At 73.7% G+C, this 19209-nt stretch carries 19 protein-coding genes; 6 read left to right on the top strand and 13 right to left on the bottom strand.

Annotated features, from left to right (window positions below; genetic code table 11):
* Positions 1-46 precede the first annotated feature (46 nt).
* On the bottom strand, positions 47-1135 hold the full coding sequence (locus tag DSM104329_RS27975) for a citrate synthase 2 (protein ID WP_259313162.1): 1089 nt from the start codon (positions 1133-1135) through the stop codon (positions 47-49).
* Between the two features lie 52 nt (positions 1136-1187).
* Between DSM104329_RS27975 and DSM104329_RS27980 the strand changes: the two genes are divergently transcribed.
* Positions 1188-2627: an amidase gene (locus tag DSM104329_RS27980; RefSeq protein WP_259313163.1), complete on the top strand. Its 1440-nt coding sequence runs from the start codon at positions 1188-1190 to the stop codon at positions 2625-2627.
* 118 nt (positions 2628-2745) lie between these two features.
* Positions 2746-3204 carry a nuclear transport factor 2 family protein gene (locus tag DSM104329_RS27985; RefSeq protein ID WP_259313164.1) on the top strand — a complete coding sequence of 153 codons (459 nt, stop codon included), beginning with the start codon at positions 2746-2748 and terminating at the stop codon, positions 3202-3204.
* Here DSM104329_RS27985 and DSM104329_RS27990 read toward each other — a convergent pair.
* The 3 genes from DSM104329_RS27990 to DSM104329_RS28000 form a co-directional block, all read right to left on the bottom strand.
* A complete protein-coding gene (locus DSM104329_RS27990; RefSeq protein ID WP_259313165.1) occupies positions 3188-5083 on the bottom strand; it encodes a S15 peptidase family protein in 1896 nt (631 codons plus the stop codon). The two genes, DSM104329_RS27985 and DSM104329_RS27990, sit on opposite strands and share 17 nt — an antisense overlap.
* Before the next feature lie 61 nt (positions 5084-5144).
* Positions 5145-6059 (bottom strand): SDR family oxidoreductase, encoded by a 915-nt coding sequence (locus tag DSM104329_RS27995; RefSeq protein WP_259316264.1) that lies wholly within the window; start codon positions 6057-6059, stop codon positions 5145-5147.
* Positions 5996-6619, bottom strand: coding sequence for a sulfite oxidase-like oxidoreductase (locus DSM104329_RS28000; RefSeq protein WP_259313166.1), 624 nt, complete (start codon positions 6617-6619; stop codon positions 5996-5998). The genes DSM104329_RS27995 and DSM104329_RS28000 overlap by 64 nt, the downstream gene beginning before the upstream one ends.
* 61 nt (positions 6620-6680) lie before the next feature.
* On the opposite strand from DSM104329_RS28000, the gene DSM104329_RS28005 reads away from it, so the two are divergent.
* A complete protein-coding gene (locus DSM104329_RS28005; RefSeq protein WP_259313167.1) occupies positions 6681-6944 on the top strand; it encodes a 4Fe-4S dicluster domain-containing protein in 264 nt (87 codons plus the stop codon).
* A gap of 23 nt (positions 6945-6967) precedes the next feature.
* Here the strand turns inward: DSM104329_RS28005 and DSM104329_RS28010 are convergent, their stop codons facing one another.
* From DSM104329_RS28010 to DSM104329_RS28035, 5 genes are all read right to left on the bottom strand, one after another.
* Positions 6968-7171: a hypothetical protein gene (locus DSM104329_RS28010; protein WP_259313168.1), complete on the bottom strand. Its 204-nt coding sequence runs from the start codon at positions 7169-7171 to the stop codon at positions 6968-6970.
* 92 nt (positions 7172-7263) lie between these two features.
* Positions 7264-8406, bottom strand: a complete 1143-nt coding sequence (locus tag DSM104329_RS28015) for an Mrp/NBP35 family ATP-binding protein (protein WP_326924468.1) — start codon at positions 8404-8406, stop codon at positions 7264-7266.
* A 145-nt stretch (positions 8407-8551) separates the two neighbouring features.
* Positions 8552-9244 (bottom strand): hypothetical protein, encoded by a 693-nt coding sequence (locus DSM104329_RS28025; protein WP_259313169.1) that lies wholly within the window; start codon positions 9242-9244, stop codon positions 8552-8554.
* A gap of 236 nt (positions 9245-9480) precedes the next feature.
* Entirely contained in the window at positions 9481-10524 is a 1044-nt protein-coding gene (locus DSM104329_RS28030) for a zinc-dependent metalloprotease (protein WP_259313170.1), read from the bottom strand.
* The gene (locus tag DSM104329_RS28035) at positions 10521-11384 is read right to left on the bottom strand and encodes an inositol monophosphatase family protein (protein WP_259313171.1); all 864 of its coding nucleotides are present in this window, start codon (positions 11382-11384) and stop codon (positions 10521-10523) included. The genes DSM104329_RS28030 and DSM104329_RS28035 overlap by 4 nt, the downstream gene beginning before the upstream one ends.
* A 20-nt stretch (positions 11385-11404) precedes the next feature.
* Between DSM104329_RS28035 and DSM104329_RS28040 the strand changes: the two genes are divergently transcribed.
* Complete coding sequence (locus DSM104329_RS28040; RefSeq protein WP_259313172.1) at positions 11405-14551, top strand: ATP-dependent helicase; 3147 nt, start codon at positions 11405-11407, stop codon at positions 14549-14551.
* 87 nt (positions 14552-14638) lie between these two features.
* On the opposite strand, the gene DSM104329_RS28045 is transcribed toward DSM104329_RS28040, so the two are convergent.
* Complete coding sequence (locus DSM104329_RS28045) at positions 14639-15514, bottom strand: PAC2 family protein (protein ID WP_259316266.1); 876 nt, start codon at positions 15512-15514, stop codon at positions 14639-14641.
* 25 nt (positions 15515-15539) lie between these two features.
* Between DSM104329_RS28045 and DSM104329_RS28050 the strand changes: the two genes are divergently transcribed.
* Positions 15540-16466, top strand: coding sequence for an HD domain-containing protein (locus tag DSM104329_RS28050; protein WP_259313173.1), 927 nt, complete (start codon positions 15540-15542; stop codon positions 16464-16466).
* Positions 16466-16873, top strand: coding sequence for an acyl-CoA thioesterase (locus tag DSM104329_RS28055; RefSeq protein WP_259313174.1), 408 nt, complete (start codon positions 16466-16468; stop codon positions 16871-16873). The genes DSM104329_RS28050 and DSM104329_RS28055 overlap by 1 nt, the downstream gene beginning before the upstream one ends.
* Here the strand turns inward: DSM104329_RS28055 and DSM104329_RS28060 are convergent.
* From DSM104329_RS28060 to DSM104329_RS28070, 3 genes are read right to left on the bottom strand one after another with little or no spacing between them, the layout of a single operon-like run.
* Entirely contained in the window at positions 16861-17574 is a 714-nt protein-coding gene (locus DSM104329_RS28060) for a hypothetical protein (RefSeq protein WP_259313175.1), read from the bottom strand. The genes DSM104329_RS28055 and DSM104329_RS28060 overlap by 13 nt on opposite strands.
* A 12-nt stretch (positions 17575-17586) precedes the next feature.
* On the bottom strand, positions 17587-17997 hold the full coding sequence (locus DSM104329_RS28065) for an ATP-binding protein (protein ID WP_259313176.1): 411 nt from the start codon (positions 17995-17997) through the stop codon (positions 17587-17589).
* A gap of 46 nt (positions 17998-18043) precedes the next feature.
* Positions 18044-19159, bottom strand: coding sequence for an AI-2E family transporter (locus tag DSM104329_RS28070; protein WP_259313177.1), 1116 nt, complete (start codon positions 19157-19159; stop codon positions 18044-18046).
* Positions 19160-19209: the final 50 nt, after the last annotated feature.

The raw sequence follows: 19209 nt of genomic DNA on the forward strand, positions 1-19209 counted from the left end.
GGTAGGGTTGCAGCCACTGCCGGCAGCCGGTGGGCCCCCGTGGGATCTACCCGACGTCCGCGACCGACCGCGGGCCGGCGCCGACGTACTTGGCGGTCGGCCGGATCAGCCGCCCCTCGCGCTTCTGCTCCAGGATGTGGGCCGACCAGCCGGCGACCCGCGCGCACGTGAACATCGGCGTGAACAGATCGGCCGGGATCTCCGCCATGTCGAGGATCACCGCCGACCAGAACTCGACGTTCGTGGCCAGCACGCGGTCGGGGCGGCGGGCCTTGAGCTCGGCGAGCGCGGCCTGCTCGAGCGCCTCGGCGGCCTCGAACCGCGTCGAGCCGAGCTCGCGCGCGGTGCGCCGCAGCACGCGGGCGCGCGGGTCCTCCGCGCGGTACACGCGATGCCCGAAGCCCATGAGCCGCTCGCCGCGGTCCAGCGCGTCCCTGACCCACGCGTCGGCGTCGCCGAGCGCCTCGACCTCGTCGAGCATCTTCAGCACGCGCGAGGGCGCACCGCCGTGCAGCGGACCGGAGAGGGCGCCCACGCCGGCACTCAGCGCGGCGGCGACGTCGGCGCCGGTCGAGGCGACGACGCGGGCGGTGAACGTCGAGGCGTTCATGCCGTGCTCGGCGGCGGAGATCCAGTAGGCGTCGACCGCCTTGACATGGTCCGGGTTCGCTTCGCCGCGCCAGCGGATGAGGAAGCGCTCCGGGATCGACCGCGCCTTGTCGACCTCCTCCTGGGGAACGGGCGGCTGTCCGGCGCCGCGGGCGGACTGGGCGACGAACGACAGCGCCATGACGGACGCTCGCGCCAGGTCCTCGCGGGCCCGCTCGTCGGAGATGTCGATGAGCTCACCGAATCCCCACTCCGGCGCGAGCATCGCCAGCGCGGCCTGGACGTCGACGCGCGCGTTGCCGGACCGGACGGTCAGCGGCCAGGGCTCCGCGGGCGGCAGGCCGGGCTCGAAGCGGCCGTCGACCAGCAGTCCCCAGACCTTCTCGTACGGCACCTGGCCGACGAGATCCTCGATGTCGACGCCGCGGTAGCGCAGCGCGCCGCCCGCCTTGTCGGGTTCGGCGATCTCGGTCGCGAACGCGACGACGCCCTCCAGGCCGGACTGGACTTCGGTGTCGGTGGACATGGATCAGGCTCCTCGGGATTCTTTCGTAGCAAATCAAGCGTAGGCTGCCGGGATGGCCGACGCGGATCTGCTGTTCCGTCCCGTCGACGAGCTCGCCGCGCTGGTCCGCTCCGGAGACCTCGCGGCCCGCGAGCTCGTCGAGCTGTCCGTGCGCCGCATCGAGGCGCTCGACCCGCAGCTCGGGGCGTTCATCGACGTCGACGGCGAGCGGGCGCTCGCCGAGGCCGGCGACGTCGGGCGCGACGACGCGAGGCCGTTCGCCGGCGTGCCGATCGCCATCAAGAACAACCGCGCGGTCGCCGGCTGGCGGCTGACGATGGCCTGCGACCTGATGGGCGACTTCACGCCGGCCGCCGACCACAACGTGGTGCGGCGGCTGCGCGCGGCGGGCTTCGTGGTGGTCGGGACCACCAACCTCCCCGAGTACGGCATCCAGCCGGTCACCGAGCCGCGCCGCTTCCCGCCCAGCCGCAACCCGTGGGACACCGGGCGGACGCCGGGCGGCTCGTCGGGCGGCTCGGCGGCGGCGGTCGCCGCGGGCCTGGTGCCCGTCGCCCACGCCAACGACGGCGGCGGCTCGACCCGGATCCCGGCCGCGTGCTGCGGGCTCGTGGGGCTCAAGCCGCAGCGCGGTCGCATCTCGCTGGCGCCCGACCTCGGCGACCACCCGCTCGTTCAGGACGGCGTGCTCACGCGCACGGTCGCGGAGACCGCCCGGCTGCTTGACGTCATGGCCGGCTACGAGGTCGGCGACGCGACGTGGGCGCCGCCGCCGGCCGAGCCGTTCGCGAACGCGGTGCTGCGCGAGCCGGGACGGCTGCGGATCGGCGTCGCGGTCAACCCCCCGCTGCCGGACGCGGCGGTCGATCCGATCTGCCTGGACGCCGTGGCGAACACGGCGGCACTGCTCGACGAGCTCGGCCACGAGGTCGTCGAGATCGAGCCGAGCTGGACGAACCCGGCACTGCTGCCGCTGTTCTCGATCGAGTTCATGGGCGCGGTCGCGCTGTCGATCGGCTACTCGGCGCTCATCGCGGGACGCGAGCCGCGGCGCGAGGACATGCAGGCGCTCAGCTGGGAGATCTTCCAGCGCACGCGCACCGTCTCGGGCCTCGAGGTCACCGGCGCGCACGCCCAACTGCAGGCGCTCATGCGCGCGATCGTCGCCGAGCTCGACCCCTACGACGTGGTGCTCACGCCCGCCCTGGCGCAGCGGCCGCTGGCGATCGGCCAGCTCGAGCACGACCACGAGGAGCGCTCGATGGAGGCCTTCGCCGGCGGCGGGCGCTTCACGCCGTTCACCGCCGCGCTGAACGGGACGGGCCAGCCGGCCATCTCGCTGCCCGTGGAGATCGGCGCGGACGGGCTGCCCGCCGGGGTCCAGCTCATCGGGCGCCCGGCGGGCGAGGACCTGCTGCTGTGCCTCGGCGCGCAGATCGAGCGGGCACGGCCCTGGGCCGACCGCCGGCCGGATCGGTGGGCCGCATCGTGACTGCTCGGTGAATCCTCCAACCGGCGCGCGCCGAGACCGTTGCGCGCCGGACCGGGTGCGCGAGCATCGCGGCTTCCAGATTCTCCGGCGCAGGGGTGCACGGAGAGAAAGGGGACCGATGAAGGGTCGTCTCATCATGGCCGCCGTCGCGGCCGCCGTGCTCGTCGCCGTCCCGGGGGCGTCGGCGGCCAAGGGCGGCAGGTCGCTGCCGGCGCTCGTGGACGCGCACATCGCAGCGCTGCGGGCGTGCGACGCCGATGCGCTCGTCGCGGGATACACCGCGGACGCGAAGCTGTTCTTCCCGGACGGCACCGTCGTCCAGGGCCGGGCCGCCCTGCAGGAGCTCTACGACGGGTTCGTCAAGCCGGTGTCCGAGGGCGGTCTGTGCGGCCTCGACGCCGCCCCGGTGGACCGCTTCACCCAGGGCCGCACGACGTTCGTGAAGTTCCGGGTGACCGCGCCGTTCCTGTCCGCGCCGTACTTCAGCACGGACGGCTACGTCTTCCGCGGGCGCAAGATCGCCAGCGAGGTCTCGACGTTCGACTCCTCGAAGCTGCAGTTCACCCCGTCGGGCTGACCTCACGGACCGGGAGCTCGAGCTTCAGACCAGAGACCGTCACCGTGAACGCGCCGTTCGACGGGCGCGCGTACGGGGCGTCCTGGCCCAGGAGCTCGAGCTTCGGAACGTGGCCGGCGGCGAAGCGCCACGCGCCGGGGTGCAGCTGGAACGTCTGCCGCCCCTCCGCCGGCCGCAGGACGCCGCGGGCGATCAGGGTCTCGGTCCGGCCGTCCGGCGCGACGTCCACGAGCCGCATCGCGAGCTGTGAGCCGACCCCCTGCACCGCGAGGTGGGCGGTGATCGTCGGCGAGCCGAGCAGCGTGTAGCCGCGCCCGGTGGCGGCGGGGAGACGGTAGGACGCGGTGCCCGGGCCGTCCGTCGTGTCGGCCTGGGCGCAGGCGCCGCCGCCGGCGATCGGGTCGAACTTCTGCGAGGACTCCGGATCCCCCGCGCCCCCGACGACGGTCACCGGGGCGGCCGAGGCGAAGCGCACCGTGCCGGGATGCAGCGCCGCCCACGTGGGCGCGGTGAACGGCCCGCCGGAGGGTGCCGTGGCCGGGCACGTCTGCGTCAGGGCGGTCACGCCCGCAGGCGCGGCGGCGTCGCGGTCGCCCTTGACGTAGCGGTCCATCCACGCGCCGATCCGGCGACGCAGCAGGGCGCTGTCGGCCGCCTTGTTCTGACCGCGGGCATGGCCGAAGTCGGCGAAGTGCAGCGCCATCGGGGTCTTCGGGAAGGCCGCCCGCGTCCGGTTGTAGAAGCGCAGCGCCTCGTCGACGGGGAACAGGTCGTCGGTCCACCCGTTGGCGATGAGGACCGGCGCCGGCCCGGTGCCGGACTGCGCGACGGCGTAGGGCGAGTGAAAGCGGCTGATGAGGTCCGCGATGCGCTCGACGGTCGGGTCGCCGTCGTACGGGTCGCCGGCGACGATCCGCGCGTACCAGCTGTCGAGATCCGCTTCCTTGGTTGCGTCGTCGGCGGTGGCGGCGGGCGACGGCTGGTAGTAGCCGGTCGTCTGGCCGAGCGCGTAGAGGCCGCTGACGTAGCTCAGCTTGGCGACGCCGATCGGCGAGAGCGCCTCGGCGCGCGACGCCCGCTGGAAGTCCAGGTGGCGACCGTTGGGCATGAGCGCGTACGTCAGGTCCGACCACGGGATGACCGGCGCCGCGGCGGCGATGCGCATCGGCCGGCCGCCGGGGGAGCGCCAGGCGGTCAGGCCCGTGCTCGTGCCGTCGGAGATGCGGTCCTTCAGCGCCGCGAGCTCGAGGGCCACGCCGCCGCCGTAGGACTCGCCGGTGACGCCGATCCGGGTCCCGGCGACGGTCCCCTCGTCGGCGAGCAGGCCCGCGAGGAACTGGACGTCGCGCGCCTCGAAGCGCCAGTCGTCGAGGCGGATGAAGCCGGGTGCGCACGCCGGCCCTCCGGCGAGGCGCGCGTCGGGGGTGCCGCAGGAGCCGTGGAAGCCACGGGCGGTCGCCGACAGCACCGCGTAGCCGCGCGTGACGTAGTCCTGCATCGTCCCGGCCCGGGTCGCGTCCGTGGGGCCGTACTTGCCGCCGCCCCAGCCGTGCGTGAGCACGACGAGCGGCAGGCGGCGGGCGCCGCCCCGCGGGAGGCCGAGGTTCACGTCGAGCGGGACGCCGTCGAACGAGGCGACCCTGCCCGAGCACAGCACGATGCCGTCCTGGGGAGCGCACGCCGCCTGGCCGCTGAACGCGCTCGGCCCGCGCGGCACCGTGGGCGTGCCGGGCGCCGGCGGCAGCGCGGGGACCCCGGGCAGCGCCGGAGCGCCGAGCAGCGCCGGCGGATCCGGAAGCTGTGCCGCGGCCGCGGCGGCTCCGAGCGCGGCGACGACGACGGTGAGCGCCGCGAGAGCGGCGAGACGGCGAAGACCCATGGCGATCCCTCCTTGTTGCCCAGCCGGAACGCACCCGCGGGGCCGAACTGGCGGGAACGGATCACCGCGCGAGGGCCTCGGCCATGCGCCTCGGCATCACGCCCAGGCGCTCGGCATCCGCGCTGCCCGCCTCGGCGACCATGGGCACCTCGAGCAGCTCGGCCTCGTCCCAGGTGAACGGCGCCGTCGAGCGCAGGACCGTCTCGGTCAGCCGCAACCCGGCGCGGGCGACCGGGACGGGCACCGGGAGGACCGGCCGCCCGCGGGCCGCGATGCGCACCATCTCGGTGTGCGTGAGGGTCTCCGGGCCCGCCAGCTCGACCCGCTGCGGAGGCCGGTCGGCGTCCAGCACGGCCAGGACGCAGTCGGCGGCGTCCGCCGCCCACAGCGGCTGGAAGCGCGCCCGCCCCAGGCCGGACATCGGGGCGACCGGCAGGAGCGCCATCCGGGCGTGCACGCCGAGCCAGCGCCCACCGCGCGCGTAGATGAGCGACGGCGCGAAGACGGTGGTGGCCAGCGACGACTCGCGCACCACGCGCTCGGCGAGCGCCTTGGATCGGTGCAGCCGCGTGCGATGGTGCGTGCTCGCGCCGAGCGCCGAGAAGAAGACGAAGCGCTCGACCCCGGCCCGCTCCGCCGCCTCGACCATGCGCCAGGTGGCGATCGCGTTGAGCTCCTCGATCGAGCCCGCAAGCTGGTCGCGGCCCGAGGCGGCGAGATGGACGACCGTGCCGACCCCCCGCAGGGCGTTGCGGAACGACGGTGGGTCGGTGAGGTCGCCCAGGGCGATCTGCACGCGCACGCGCTCGTCGCCGAGCCGGCGCGGCTCGCGCACGAGGCACCGGACCGGCACGCGGCGCTCGGTCAGACGCCGGACCAGGGCGGACCCGACCTGGCCGGTCGCCCCGGTGACTAGAACCAGTGGCGCTGCTCGGTCCAGGGGTCCGCGCCGTTGTGGTAGCCGTTGAGCTCCCAGAAGCCCTCGCGATCCTCGCTCATCACCTCGAGCTCGCGCAGGAACTTCGCCGACTTCCAGAAGTAGCGCTTGGGCACGAGCAGGCGCAGCGGGGCGCCGTGGTCGTGCTCGAGCGGCTTGCCGCCGTACTGGTGGGCGAGCAGGACGTCGTCGTCGAGCAGGGCCTCGAGCGGCACGTTCGTTGTGTAGCCGCCGTCGCAATGAGCCATGACGAACGCGCCCGACGGCGTCACCCGCGCGCGCTCGAGGACGTCGCGCACGCGCACGCCGGTCCACGTCGTGTCGAGCTTCGACCACCGCGTCACGCAGTGGATGTCGGTCGTGATGGTGGTCTGCTCGAGCGCCATCAGCTCGTCCCAGCGCAGGGTGTAGGGCTCCTCCACCTCCCCGTGGATCGACAGCGACCAGCTGTCGAGGTCGTAGGCCGGGTTGCGGCCGTACGTGAGGACCGGAAAGCGCTCGGTGAGGTACTGGCCCGGGGGTATGCGACCAGGCTGCAGCCCGAGCTTGGCGGCCTGCTTGCGGCCCCGGTCGCCGAGGAGCTTCGACGTGATCGCCATGCCGGTTAGAGTACGCCGTCCACGCCGGACCGATTCACGAGAAAGAGGACGACGCAAACCCATGGCCTACGTCATCGCGGAGCCCTGCATCGGCACCAAGGACAACTCCTGCGTTGAGGTCTGTCCGGTCGACTGCATCCACCCCACGCCGGACGAGCCCGACTACGACAAGGTCGAGCAGCTCTACATCGATCCCGAGGAGTGCATCGACTGCGACGCCTGCGTCGAGGCCTGCCCGGTCGACGCCTGCTTCGCGGAGGATCAGCTTCCGGACGAGTGGGGCCGGTTCGTCCAGATCAACCTGGAGTACTTCGCCAGCAAGTAGGAGCGCGGACCGCCCGCGGACTCCTACGCCGCGAGCGCCAGCCCGAGCGGCTGGGGCCCGCTGACCGAGCCGTCCTCGCCGAGGCGCTCGAGCGCCACGGTCCGGCGGCCGCGCCGCACCTCGAGGATGATGTCGTGCGGCCGGTCGTGGACCACGACGGCGCACCCCGGATGGCGGCGCCGCAACCGGGCGATCGCTCGTGCCTGATCCAGGGTGATCTCCGTCATGACCACCATGATCGGCACGAACCCTCAGCGGACGCAGAACCTCCGCTGAAGGGTGGCTAAGCGTTCTATGTGGGCCAGATGTGACGCCCGGCTCAGGCCATCGGCAGCGACATGCCGACCGGCTGCGCGGGCGCCGCGGGCGGCGCGACGTTCAGCGTCGGCAGCGCGATCGGCGCCAGCGCCACGAGGCCGCGCGCCGCCTGGCGCACGCCCTGCGACGCGGGGTCGTCCGGGTTCGTGAAGACGAGCGGCTGGCCGCTGTCGGCGCCCTCGCGCAGCGGCATCGTCAGCGGCACCTGGCCGAGCAGCGGGACGTCGAGCTCGTCGGCCAGCGCCTGGCCGCCACCCTCGCCGAAGATCGCGAAGCGCTCGCCCGAGGGGGTGGCGAAGCCGGTCATGTTCTCGACGACCCCGCAGATCTCGAGGTTGACCTTGTTCGCCATCTCGGCCGAGCGGCGCGCGACCTTCTGGGCGGTCGGCTGCGGCGTCGTGACGATGACGAACTTCGCCTGCGGCAGGAGCTGCGCGAGCGTCATCGAGACGTCGCCGGTGCCCGGCGGCAGGTCGATGAGCAGGAAGTCCAGCGCGCCCCACGCGACGTCCTCGAGGAACTGGGTGAGCGCCTTGTGGAGCATCGGGCCGCGCCAGACGACCGCGCTGTCCTCCTCACCGAGGAAGAAGCCGATCGACATGACCTTGATGCCGCCCTCGACCTCGAGCGGGAGGATCTTGCGCTCCGCCGAGACGTCCGGGCGCTGCGCCCCGAGGCCGAACATCCGCGGGATCGAGTAGCCCCAGACGTCGGCGTCCAGGACGCCGACGCGCTTGCCCTCGGAGGCCAGCGCGGCGGCGAGGTTGACGGTCAGCGTCGACTTGCCGACGCCGCCCTTGCCGGATCCGACGCAGATGACGTTCTGCACCTCGGCGAGGGCGCCGCTGGGCAGGCCGCCGCCGCGGCCGAGCTTCTGCTGCAGCGCGGACTTCTGCTGGTCGGTGAGGACGTCGAAGGAGACGTTGACGGCGGTCACGCCCTCAACGGTCTTCGCGGCGTTCGCGACCCCGGTCTGGAAGTGGTTGCGGATCGGGCAGCCCGGGGTGGTCAGCGAGACGACGACGTCGACCACGCCGCCCTCATGGATCTCGATCGACCGCACCATGTCGAGCTCGACGATGTTGCGGTGAAGCTCAGGATCGATGACCGACTCGAGTGCCTTGCGGATCTCATCGTGCGTCATGCCCCGCATTGTCCCAAAGTCCACGCGCGGCCCCCGGTACGGCGGAGAACCGGCCCGTCCACCGCGCCAGACCGGGGTGCCGGCATGGCGGGTGGGCGGGACCGGTCGAGGGAGGAGGTCCTGCGATCTCTCGGTGAAGCGGGTGCTACGCGAGCGACGCGACGCGCTCGCTGACCTTCGCGACCGCGGTGGCGCCGGCCAGCTGGGCCGTCTCGACGGCGTTGCCGACGCGCGCCGAGACGAGGTCGGCCTGGGCCTTCGCGTTGCGCACGAGCGCGTCCGGCGCGGGCGGCGTGGTGCTCACGGCGCCGCGCAGAGACTTGCGCTGCTCGCGGATCTGGCGCTCGACGCGCGTGCGGGCGCGCTTGACCTCGCGCTCGAGCTGGTTGCGCGCGGTGGCGCCGCGGCGCTCGAAGCGGCGCAGGTCGGTCTCGAGCGAGCGCTGGGCCTTGCGCAGCTGGCGCTCGGTCTTCTCGCGCGTGCCGTAGGTGGCGCGCAGCTCGTCGACGGTCCCGACGACGTTGTCGCGCGCCGACAGTGCGGCGCCGACGGAGGTCAGGACGGCCTTCTCGGCGACGTCGCCGACGCGGTCGATCGTCGTGCGGGCCTCGCGCTCGGCGGCGCGCTCCGTCGCGGCGGCGCGGGACTGCGCGGTGCGGGCCGCGCCGCGGGTCGTGCGCTTGGCCTGCGTGGTCGTGCGCCTGGCCTGCGTGGTCGTGCGCTTGTTCTGGCGGGTGGCCGCAGCCTTCTTGGCGGTCGTCGAACGCTTGGTGGCCGCGGCCTTGCGCTGCGTCGCGGCGGCGTTGCTCTGAACGGTCTGGGTGGCGTCGTCAGCCATGGATTCCCCTCCGGGTCTCGGGCGTCTACTTAGAAGTAAGCTTGTTCGCCTTGGACCATACCAAGCGAACACGTGTTTGTAAACCCCTCGCGTGGAGCGGTTACAAACACGTGTTCGCGAGGACGGGGTGGCGCGGCCTACGCCGCGGGCGTGAGGACGGGTCGCGCGGCCTACGCCGCGGGCGTGAGGACGGGTCGCGCGGCCTACGCCGCGGGCGTGAGGACGGGTCGCGCGGCCTACGCCGCGGGCGGGAGCGCGCGCTGGCGCTCCAGCCACGAATCCGGGTCCTGCAGCTCGGCCCAGGTCGGCAGCGCCGCCGGCGAGGCGAAGACGCGGTGCAGGGCGCCGACGCCCTCGCGCTCGACCACGCGGTCGCAGAAGCGCTTGCCCACCTCGTACTGCTTGAGCTTCATCTCCAGGCCCAGCAGCTTCTCCAGCAGCTTCCACGGCCCCGTCTTGTTCGCCCGCCGGCGCTCCAGCGCGTCGCGCAGGAGGTCGAGGTCCGGCAGGACGTCGCGACCGACCGCGTCCATCACGTGCTCCGCGTGGCCCTCGATGACCGCCATCGTCGCCTGCAGCCGGTCGAGCAGATCCCGTCGCTCCGGCCCCGCGAACACCATGACGAGGCCGTCCTCGCGCATCGACCGGACGAGCTCCTGGACGTCGTCGCGCGTGGGCATCTTCGCCAGCGCCTTCCAGTCCACGTCGACGTCCACGCCGGCCAGCAGCTCGCGCAGCAGCCCGCCGAGGTGGTCCTGCAGCCACGGCACGCTCGAGAACTGCACCGCATGGGTGACCTCGTGGACGGCGACCCAGTGCACGAGCTGATGGGAGTCGACGTCGAGCTTGTCGGCCGCCTCCAGCAGGTTCGGCGCGACGAAGAGCAGGCGGGTCGGGCGCTCGGCATCGAGCAGGACGAGCTCGTACTGGCCGAGCACCCGCTGGGACAGCAGGCCCGTCAGGCCCCCGATCTCGGCGGCGAGGATCGCGCCCGCCGCGCTCCGCAGCGGCCCGGCCAGAGGGCCGCTCCGGGGCCCGAGCTTGTCGGCGACCGGGTTGAGGATCTCGCGCATCCCGTCGAGGTTCGCGTCGGCCCACTGCGGCCGGTCGATCGCTTCGGGCGGCGGCAGCGGCCCGCGCGGCTGCAGGCCCGTGTAGGCGACGACGCGCTGCTCGGCATCGGCCGCCATCGCGGCGAGGTCGCCCGGGAGCCGGACGCTCGGGGCGATCGGACCGGCGACGAGCCGCGAGACGCGGCGGGCGAGCGACCAGTCGATCATCGGCGACCCGCCAGAGGAGCCGGCACCGTCGAGAGCTGGGCGAGCGCCTCCTCGGTCAGCGCCGCGACGACCGGCGAATGCGGCTCGAGGTCGAGCGGCGCGGCGAGCGGGTCGTCGAAGACCGGGAACGCGACGAGGCCGCCCGCCTCGCGCACGATGAGCTGCGCCGCCGCGGCGTCCACCGCTCGGCAGTTCCACAGGGAGACCATGCCGTCGACGCGGCCCGCGGCGAGCTGGCACAGCGACACCGCGATGGCGCCCACGGCGCGCAGGCGGCGCGCGACCTCGCCGAGGTCGCCCGACAGCGACAGCCAGCGCGGGTCGGCCGACTCGATCGCCACGACCTCGAGGCGCCCGTCGGAGCTGCGCCGCTCGGCCGGGCGCTCGAGCATCGGCTCGCCGTCGAGCAGCACGCCCCTGCCCCGCCAGGCCGACCACGACTCGCTCGGCCCGAAGTCGTGCACGTAGCCGAAGACGACGTCGGCCATCGTCGGCCCGTCCGCGACCGCGATCGACAGCGCGTGGTGCGGCAGCCCCCGCTTGGCGTTCAGCGAGCCGTCGATCGGGTCGATGACCACGCGGATCTCCGAGTGCTCGCCGAAGACCACCTCGCCGCGCTCCTCGGAGATCGCGACGAAGTCGTGGCCCTCCCGGTGCAGCGCATCGAGCTGGGCGAAGACGATCTCCTCGGCCGCCGCATCGAGGACGAGGGTGCGGTCGCCGCCCTCGCCGGTGGTGCCGGTCTCGGCCACGCGCTCGGCCGCCGTCCGGGGGCGGCCGAGGAGGTCGGTCACCTGCGCGGCCGCGCGTTCGCACGCCCCGTACCAGTCCGCCGCCAAGATGCGCTCTCGCTGGGTCATCCCCGCCATATCCTTGCAGCGTGCCCGCCGCAGCCCCTCCACTCACCCCGCAGCAGGCGCGAGCGGTGACCCATCCGGCGGCTCCGCTGCTCCTGCTCGGGGGCGCCGGGACCGGCAAGACGCACGTGCTCGTCGAGCGCTTCGCCCATCTCGCCGCGCACGGCCTGGCCCCCGCGCGGATCCTCGTCCTCGCCCCCACCCCGGCAGGCGCCGACACGCTGCGCCTCGCGCTCGAGGACCGGCTCGAGGGCGGCTACGAGGAGCTGTGCGTGTTCGCCCCGCACGAGCTGGCGGCCAAGCTGCTGCGCGACGAGCCGCTCGAGAGCGGGCTGGACCCGTGGACGGTGCCGGCGACCGCCGCCGACCGGGTGGCGATGCTGCTCGAGCGCGTGGACGAGCTCACCGTCCGCCGCCACGACTTCCGCGGGCGTCCCGCCGCGCTCGTCGGCGGGTTCGTCGAGCGCATCGACGCCCTGAAGGCGCAGGGCGCGAGCGCGGCGGACTTCGCCGCCTGGGCGCAGCGGCTCGGCGCCGACGACGCCGACGCCCAGGCCCGCGCCGCCCGCGAGCGCGAGTTCGCCGAGGTCTACGCCGCGCACGACCGGATGCTCGCCGAGCGCGGCACGCCCGACCTCGGGGACCTGCTGCTCGGCGCGATCGCGCTGCTCGCCCACCGCCCGCAGGCCCGCGAGCGGATCGTCGGGCGCTTCCGGGCGCTGCTCGTCGACGACGTCCACGAGCTCGGCTGGGCGGCGATGGAGCTCGTTCGCCTCATCGGCGGCCACGGGCACCTGACCGTCGCCGGCGACGACGACCAGGCCGTCGAGCGCCCGCGCGGCGCCTCGACGAAGAACCTGCGCGACTTCGCCAACGAGCATCCCGACGGTCTGCTCATCCGCCTCGAGCAGTCGCATCGCTGCCCGGAGCGGATCCTGACGGCGGCCCGCGCGGTGGTCCTGCCCAACCCGGACCGCATCGGCAAGGAGCTGCTGCCCGCCCCGGGCCGCACCGGCGTCGGCGACGTCCGCTTCTGGCACTGCGCGAACGAGCGCGCGCAGGCCCAGAGCGCGGCGGCCGAGATCGAGCGGCTCATCGCCCGCGAGGCGGTCGCGCCCGAGCGGGTGGCCGTGCTGGTGCGCTCGGTGGAGACCGAGGGCCAGGCGGTCGCCGTCGCCCTCGAGGAGCGGGCGGTCCCCTACCGGGTGGTCGGCGCGGCGGCGTTCTTCGAGCGCGCCGAGGTCCGCGACGTGCTCGCGTGGCTGCGCCTGCTCGCCGACCCGACCGACGCGGGCGCCGTCGTGCGCGCCCTCGCCCGCCCGCCGGTCGAGCTGCGCCAGCTCGACCTCGCCCGGTGCGTGCAGATCGCCCGGCGGCGCAAGCTCGACATGGTCAGCGGCCTGCGCGCCGCCACCGAATCGCCGCAGGTGACGCCCGAGGCCCGCGAGCGCATCCTCGGCTTCCTGCGCCTGCACCGCGAGGCGGTCGCCACGTTCGACAGCGCGAGGCCGGACCTGTTCGTCCACCTGCTCGTCGAGCGCCTGGGCCTGCGCCGCCAGCAGCTGTTCGCCGCACAGGCCGACGTCGTCGAGCGCCTGGTCAACCTCGCCCGCATGGGCGAGCTCGCCGCGTCGTTCACGCGCCGCGCGCCGCAGGCCACGCCGCGCGAGTTCGCCGGCTACATCGCCGCGGTCGCCGAGGCCGGCCTGCCCGAGCAGGAGGCCGTCGCCGACGCCCATCCGCGCGCGGTGCAGATCCTCACGATGCGCCAGGCCCGCGGCCTCGAGTTCGACCACGCGTTCGTGCTCGGACTGCAGGCGACGCGCATGCCCGGCGCCCGGCGGCGGGCGATGGAGCCGATCCCCGACGAGCTCCTGCGCGAGCCGCTGCCGCCCGATTCGCGCAGCACCCACGTCGCCGAGATGCGCCGGACGCTCCACGTCGCGATGACCCGCGCCCGCGAGTCGCTGACCCTGGCCTACGCCGATCCGGGGCCGCCGTCGCCGTTTGCCGAGGAGGCGCGCGCCGCGGTCGGCGGGCGCTGGGAGGACCGCGAGGAGGAGCTGTTCGGCCCGGCCGAGACGCTGCACTCGACGTTCCGCATGATGCGCGACGAGCTGCTCGACCAGGTGCAGATCGTCGGCGGCCGGCTCGGGGAGCTGCGCTTCGACACCGACCTCGACGTCTCCCACGCGGTCGTACGGCTCATGGAGCTCATCAAGCTCAGCGCGCTGCTGCGCCTGCAGAGCCCACCCACCCAGTCGGTGCGGGACGCGCTCGGCGACGTCAACCAGCGGCTGCTGTCGGCCGTGACGACCGAGCAGCGCGACATCTTCCAGACGAGCGCGCTCGACGACCTCCTGCTCGACGCCGAGCGCGGCGAGCGCCAGCGGGCGCAGACCGTGGCCCGGCGCTCGGAGCCGTCGCTCGAGGCGTTCCTGCCGACCCGCGGCGACGGCCTGGTGCTCAGCGCCTCGGACATCGACACCTACCGGACCTGTCCGCTGAAGTACAAGTTCGCGCGGGTCTTCCGGATCCCGCAGGAGCCGACGCTCAACCAGCGCTTCGGCATCCTCGTCCACCAGGTGCTCGAGCGCTGGCACGCCGGCGGCGCGGCCGGCGGGCTCATGGAGATGCACAACCTGCTCGACGCCGGCTGGCGGCGCGGCGGGTTCGGCGACTCCGAGGAGGAGCGCCAGCTGCGCGGCAAGGCGGCGTCGGCGCTCGGCCGCTACCTCGAGCGCTGCCGCGACGAGAGCGGCGAGCCGGTGTGGTTCGAGCGCTCGTTCTCGTTCAAGCTCGGCCCCCACGTGCTGCGCGGCCGCGTCGACCGCGTCGACAAGCTGCCCGAGGGCGGCTACGAGCTCATCGACTACAAGACCGGCCGCCCGAAGAGCGCGAGCGCGCTGCGCGAGGACGTCCAGCTCTCGCTCTACGCCGTGGGCGCCCGCGAGGCCTGGGACCTCGAGGCCGCCCAACAGGCCTACCTCTACGTCCTCGACGACGAGAAGGTCCAGGTGCCGACGGAGGAGATCGACCCGCACTGGATCTCCGAGACGGTGTTCGAGGTCGCCGAGGGCATCCTCGGCCAGGGCTTCGAGCCGCAGCCGTCGTACTCGGCCTGCTCGATGTGCGACTACCGGATCGCCTGCCCGGCGGCGGAGAAGTGACGGCGCGATCCAGGGGTGCCGACGCCGGCCCGGGGGCGGCCAGGCGGGATTGCGGCCTGTACCGGCGGGAGGCGGGCCTCCGAGCGTCTACTCGTCGTCGGGCCCGCGCTGGCGCAGGAAGCGCTGGAACTCGCGGGCGATGACGTCGCCGGACGGCAGCTCGGACGGGTCGACCGGCTCCTCCTCGTCCTCGGCCGCCTTCTCGAGGCGCTCGACGAACGCCTGGACATCGGGGTCCGACTGGACGGCCAGCGAGACCTGGCGCTCGTAGTCGGCCGCCGCGGACTCGAGCTCGGAGCCGTCCACGGTCACCCCGACGACGCCCTCGAGCTTGCGTACCAGCGCGAGCGCGGCCTTCGGGTTCGGCGCGGCGGCGACGTAGTGCGGGACCGTCGCCCACAGGCTCGCGGACGGCAGCCCGGCCTCCGAGCAGGCGCCGTGCAGCACGCCGGTGATCCCGGTCGGCCCCTCATAGGACGAGGGGTGCAGGTCGCTGCGCTCCTGGAGGCGCTCGTCGGTGGCGAAGCCGGTGATGCCCACGGGCCGCGAGTGCGGCACGTCGGCAAGCAGGGCGCCCAGCGTGACGACGAGCTGCGTGCCGAGCGCCTCGGCCAGCTCGACGATGATCTCGCAGAATGTGCGCCAGCGCATCGACGGCTCCGGGCCGCTGAGGAGGATGAGGTCGCGCGGGGCGCGCGGGACGCGGGCCTCCCAGATCTCGACCGACGGCCAGGTCAGCTGGCGGTGGCGCCCGTCGACGAGCTCGATGCGCGGCCGCGTGGCCTGGAAGTCGTAGAAGTCCTCGGGATCGATCTGGGCGAACCGGGTGGCGCCCAGCGACGCGCCGACGAACGTCAGAGCAGCCGAGGCAGCGTCGCCGGCGTCGTTCCACCCCTTGAAGGCGCACACCAGAGCCGGCGCCCGCAGGCCGTCTGGACGGCGGTCCCAGATGAGCGGCTGCATCCGGTTCACGGTACATGATGCTCGGGTGGCCGCCACATCGATCACGCCTGCGGGCGCTTCCGCCGGGACACCGCCCGCCATCGCCACGCTGCGGCCGGGGCAGGAGGTCGACGGCGTGTACGCGTGCACCCGCAAGGACCGCCTCGTCGCCCGCTCCGGGACCCCGTACCTCGCGCTCGAGCTGCGCGACGCCTCGGGCGCCATCGCGGGGCGGGCGTTCCGTGACGCCGACGTGCTCGCCGGCCGGTTCGAGCGCGGCGACCTCGTGCGCGTCGGCGGCCGGGTCGAGCGCTTCCGCGACGAGCTGCAGATCGAGGTCCGGGCGATCGCCCGGGCCGAGGGCGCCGACCCGTCGCGCTTCCTGCCCGTCGCCTACCGCGATCTCGACGAGCTCGACGGGTTCCTCGAGTCGCTGGCCGGCGAGGTGCGCGACCCGGGGTTCTCCGCCCTGCTGGCCGCGCTGCTCGGCGATGCCGAGCTGCGGGCCGCGTGGCGGCGCGCGCCGTGCTCGCGCAACGGCCACCACGCCTACCTCGGGGGGCTGCTCGAGCACACGGTCGCCGTCGGGACGCTGGCGCTCGAGACCTGCCAGCTGCACCCGCGCCTCGACCAGAACCTCCTGCTGACGGCCGCGCTCGTCCACGACCTCGGCCGCACCCGCGAGTTCACCTACGGCGCCGAGATCGGGCTCACGGACGAGGGCCGCCTGCTCGGCCACGTCGAGCTCGGACTGCGCCTGCTCGCCGGGCGCGGCGACGCGATCCTCGACGACTCGCGGCGGATCGCGCTCGCGCACTGCGTGCTCACGCACCACGGCCCGGACAGCGCCCCCGGCCGGCGTTTCGGGTCGGCCGAGGCGATCGCGCTGTACCGCCTCAACGCGGTCGACGCGGCGATCAAGGCGGCGATCGAGCACGGGATCGCTCCGGCGGCCGGGACCGCGGCCGGCTGATGGGCGAGCCGTTCCGCCACGCGCTGCGGGTGCGCTTCAGCGAGTGCGACCCGCAGGGCATCGTCTTCAACGGCAACTACCTCGTCTTCTTCGACGTGGCGCTGACCGAGCTGTTCCGCGCCGCACTCGGGTCCTGGCACGAGATGGTCCGCCGTGGGACCGATCTCCTGCTCGTCGAGAGCCGGGTGACCTACCGGGCGCCCGCGCACTCCGACGACCTCGTCGACGTCGAGCTGGCGATCGCCCGGCTCGGCACGACGTCGCTGACGCTGACGGGGCGGATCCTGCGCGGCGGCGACCTGCTCACCGACGCCGACCTGCACTACGTCGGCGTGTCGCCCGAGAGCCACGAGAAGCAGCCGCTGCCGCCGTGGCTGCGGGCCGCGCTCGAGCCCTACGCGGCCTGACGCACGCACCTGCGCGCCGCCTCGGCGAACAGCCGCGCCCGCACCGCGTAGCCCTCGTCGGTCGCGTGGACGTAGTCGCCGAGATCGAGCTCGGAGCGCGCGGTGACCGTCTCCGCCCAGGGCACGATGAACAGGCGCCCGGGGTACTCGCCGGCCAGCCGGTGCAGCAGCGCGTTCGCGGCGTCGAAGGTCACCCCGTTGCGCGGCGGCGCGCGGATCGTCGCCCAGATCGCGCACTGCGAGAAGACCCGCTCGACGCTCTCGCGCACGACCTGCTCGAGGCCGGCCAGGTTCGCGGGGTCGTCGTTCGTGAACAGGCTGAACGCGCTGACCGTGTAGGGCGTCTGCTGGGCGCGCCACAGCGGCATGCCGATCCCGGCGACCAGGCCGTTGCGCACGTCGACCGACACCGTCCATCCCGGCAGGTCGGCCTGCAGGTCGCGCGCCATGCCGACGCCCAGCGAGTCGCCGACGAGGAACAGGCTGGGCCGGCCCTCCTGCGGCGGGCGGATGTCGACGATCTGGTCGGGCTTGCGGGTCGCGACGCCCGGCTGCGCCGCCGTCACCGCCGGCTGGGAGGCCGCCGGGGTGGGCTCGGTGCGACCAGGGACCGTTCCGGCCCCGGCGTCACCGCCGCCGCAGCCCGCGAGCAGCAGGCCGGCGGCGGACACGATGGCCCGGATGGCGGTGCTTCGGCGCACCCTTCGACGATGTCACAGCCCGAACGTCAGGCGCACCAGGGTGCCGTGCCCCGCGGGGTTGTCGTCGATCTCCAGGCGGTCGGCGAGAATCGCCATCAGCGGGGTGCCGAGCCCCACGCCCGGGCTCTCGGACCGGGGGCGCACGCCCGCGCCCTCGTCGGCGACCTCGACGCACAGCCAGCCCCCGCGGCGCGTCGCCCGCACGGCCACGCTGCCCGCGGGCCCGCGCTGGTACGCGTGCACGACGGCGTTCGTGCACGCCTCGCTCACCGCGAGCGCGACCTTGCGGCCCAGGCGGTCGGATGCGCCGGCGTCGCGGGCGAACCGCGCGACGCCGTGGCGCAGGCGGGCGACGTTCTCGGGCGCGGCGGGGAGGCGCTGCTCGTAGGACATGAAGTCGGGGGGATTGGCCGGGACGGACACAGAGAGATTCGGGGGTCTCTCCGCGCCTACCCCGATCTCGCGCGATTCATGGCGACGTCGGTCCGGGAGGAGGCTGAGGCGGTTGCAGGATCGCCGGCCCCTCCTCCACGCGAGCGCGGATCTCGCGCCGGTACTCGAGGTACTCCCGCAGCCCGATCTGCAGCGTCGCGGCGATGGGGATGGCGAGCAGCGCGCCGATGATGCCGAACAGCGTGGAGCCGAACAGCACCGCGACCAGAACCCCGAACGGATGCACGTCGACGGCGCGGCGCTGGATCTGCGGCTGGATGACGCTGTTCTCCACCTGCTGGTAGACGATCGCCCAGACCACCCAGATGATCGTGATGGTGGGGAAGTTCTGGAACACCGTGACGAAGGCCACCAGGATCGCGCCGATCGTGGCGCCGACGAGCGGCACGAGGTCGAGGACGCCGACCATCACGGCCAGGGGCGCGGCGAACGGCACGCCCATGATCGTCAGCACGATGAACGTCGTGACCCCCGCGATGAACGCCTGGGCCACCGCGCCCGCCACGTAGGACGCCACCGCCTGACCCACCCGGGCGAACGCACGCTCGAGGCGCCCGCGGTGCTCCACGGGCTGCATGGCGACGAGTTTTCGCGTCCATATCGGCCCGCTGGAGACGAGGAAGATGCTGAGGATCAGGATCGTGACCAGGGCGAAGATCGAGTTGACGAGGCCGACGCCGACGTTGCCGAGCGCGCTCGCCGCGTCGCCGATCCGGTTCGGCAGCTTCTGGGCCTCCTGCTTGATCTTCTTGACGACCCCGTAGTCGTCGTCGAGCTTGCGCAGCCGCTTGTTGTTGTTGACGTAGTTCTGGACGTCCTGGGCGTACTGCGGGGCCTTCTGGGCGAGATCGGTCGCCTCGCGGACGATCGGCGGGACGATGATCGCCAGCAGCAGCACGGGGATCAGGATCAGCCCGAGATACGTGGCGGCGATCGCCAGCTTGCGGGGCATGAAGCGGCCGAGGAAGTTCACCGGCCCCGTGAGGGCGATCGCCAGGAACCCGGCGATGAAGATCCATTCCAGCGGCTTGCGCACGAGCCAGATGGCGTACAGCGTGATGGCGACCGCCACGACGATCAGAACGACCCGCACGATCGCCGCGACTGCTGGCTCCCGTCTCGACACTCCCACGAGTATCGCTGTATACCGCACGATCCGGCAGACGCCGCCCAGACCCCGCC

Source organism: Capillimicrobium parvum, from assembly GCF_021172045.1.
GTDB classification, from domain to species: Bacteria; Actinomycetota; Thermoleophilia; order Solirubrobacterales; family Solirubrobacteraceae; genus Capillimicrobium; species Capillimicrobium parvum.

Excerpts from the sequence above, each read along its gene's own strand:
- DSM104329_RS27975 (WP_259313162.1), bottom strand. The coding sequence starts at position 1,135 with ATGTCCACCGACACCGAAGTCCAGTCCGGCCTGGAGGGCGTCGTCGCG.
- DSM104329_RS27980 (WP_259313163.1), top strand. The coding sequence starts at position 1,188 with ATGGCCGACGCGGATCTGCTGTTCCGTCCCGTCGACGAGCTCGCCGCG.
- DSM104329_RS27985 (WP_259313164.1), top strand. The coding sequence starts at position 2,746 with ATGAAGGGTCGTCTCATCATGGCCGCCGTCGCGGCCGCCGTGCTCGTC.
- DSM104329_RS27990 (WP_259313165.1), bottom strand. The coding sequence starts at position 5,083 with ATGGGTCTTCGCCGTCTCGCCGCTCTCGCGGCGCTCACCGTCGTCGTC.
- DSM104329_RS28000 (WP_259313166.1), bottom strand. The coding sequence starts at position 6,619 with ATGGCGATCACGTCGAAGCTCCTCGGCGACCGGGGCCGCAAGCAGGCC.
- DSM104329_RS28005 (WP_259313167.1), top strand. The coding sequence starts at position 6,681 with ATGGCCTACGTCATCGCGGAGCCCTGCATCGGCACCAAGGACAACTCC.
- DSM104329_RS28010 (WP_259313168.1), bottom strand. The coding sequence starts at position 7,171 with ATGACGGAGATCACCCTGGATCAGGCACGAGCGATCGCCCGGTTGCGG.
- DSM104329_RS28015 (WP_326924468.1), bottom strand. The coding sequence starts at position 8,406 with ATGACGCACGATGAGATCCGCAAGGCACTCGAGTCGGTCATCGATCCT.
- DSM104329_RS28025 (WP_259313169.1), bottom strand. The coding sequence starts at position 9,244 with ATGGCTGACGACGCCACCCAGACCGTTCAGAGCAACGCCGCCGCGACG.
- DSM104329_RS28030 (WP_259313170.1), bottom strand. The coding sequence starts at position 10,524 with ATGATCGACTGGTCGCTCGCCCGCCGCGTCTCGCGGCTCGTCGCCGGT.
- DSM104329_RS28035 (WP_259313171.1), bottom strand. The coding sequence starts at position 11,384 with ATGACCCAGCGAGAGCGCATCTTGGCGGCGGACTGGTACGGGGCGTGC.
- DSM104329_RS28045 (WP_259316266.1), bottom strand. The coding sequence starts at position 15,514 with ATGCAGCCGCTCATCTGGGACCGCCGTCCAGACGGCCTGCGGGCGCCG.
- DSM104329_RS28055 (WP_259313174.1), top strand. The coding sequence starts at position 16,466 with ATGGGCGAGCCGTTCCGCCACGCGCTGCGGGTGCGCTTCAGCGAGTGC.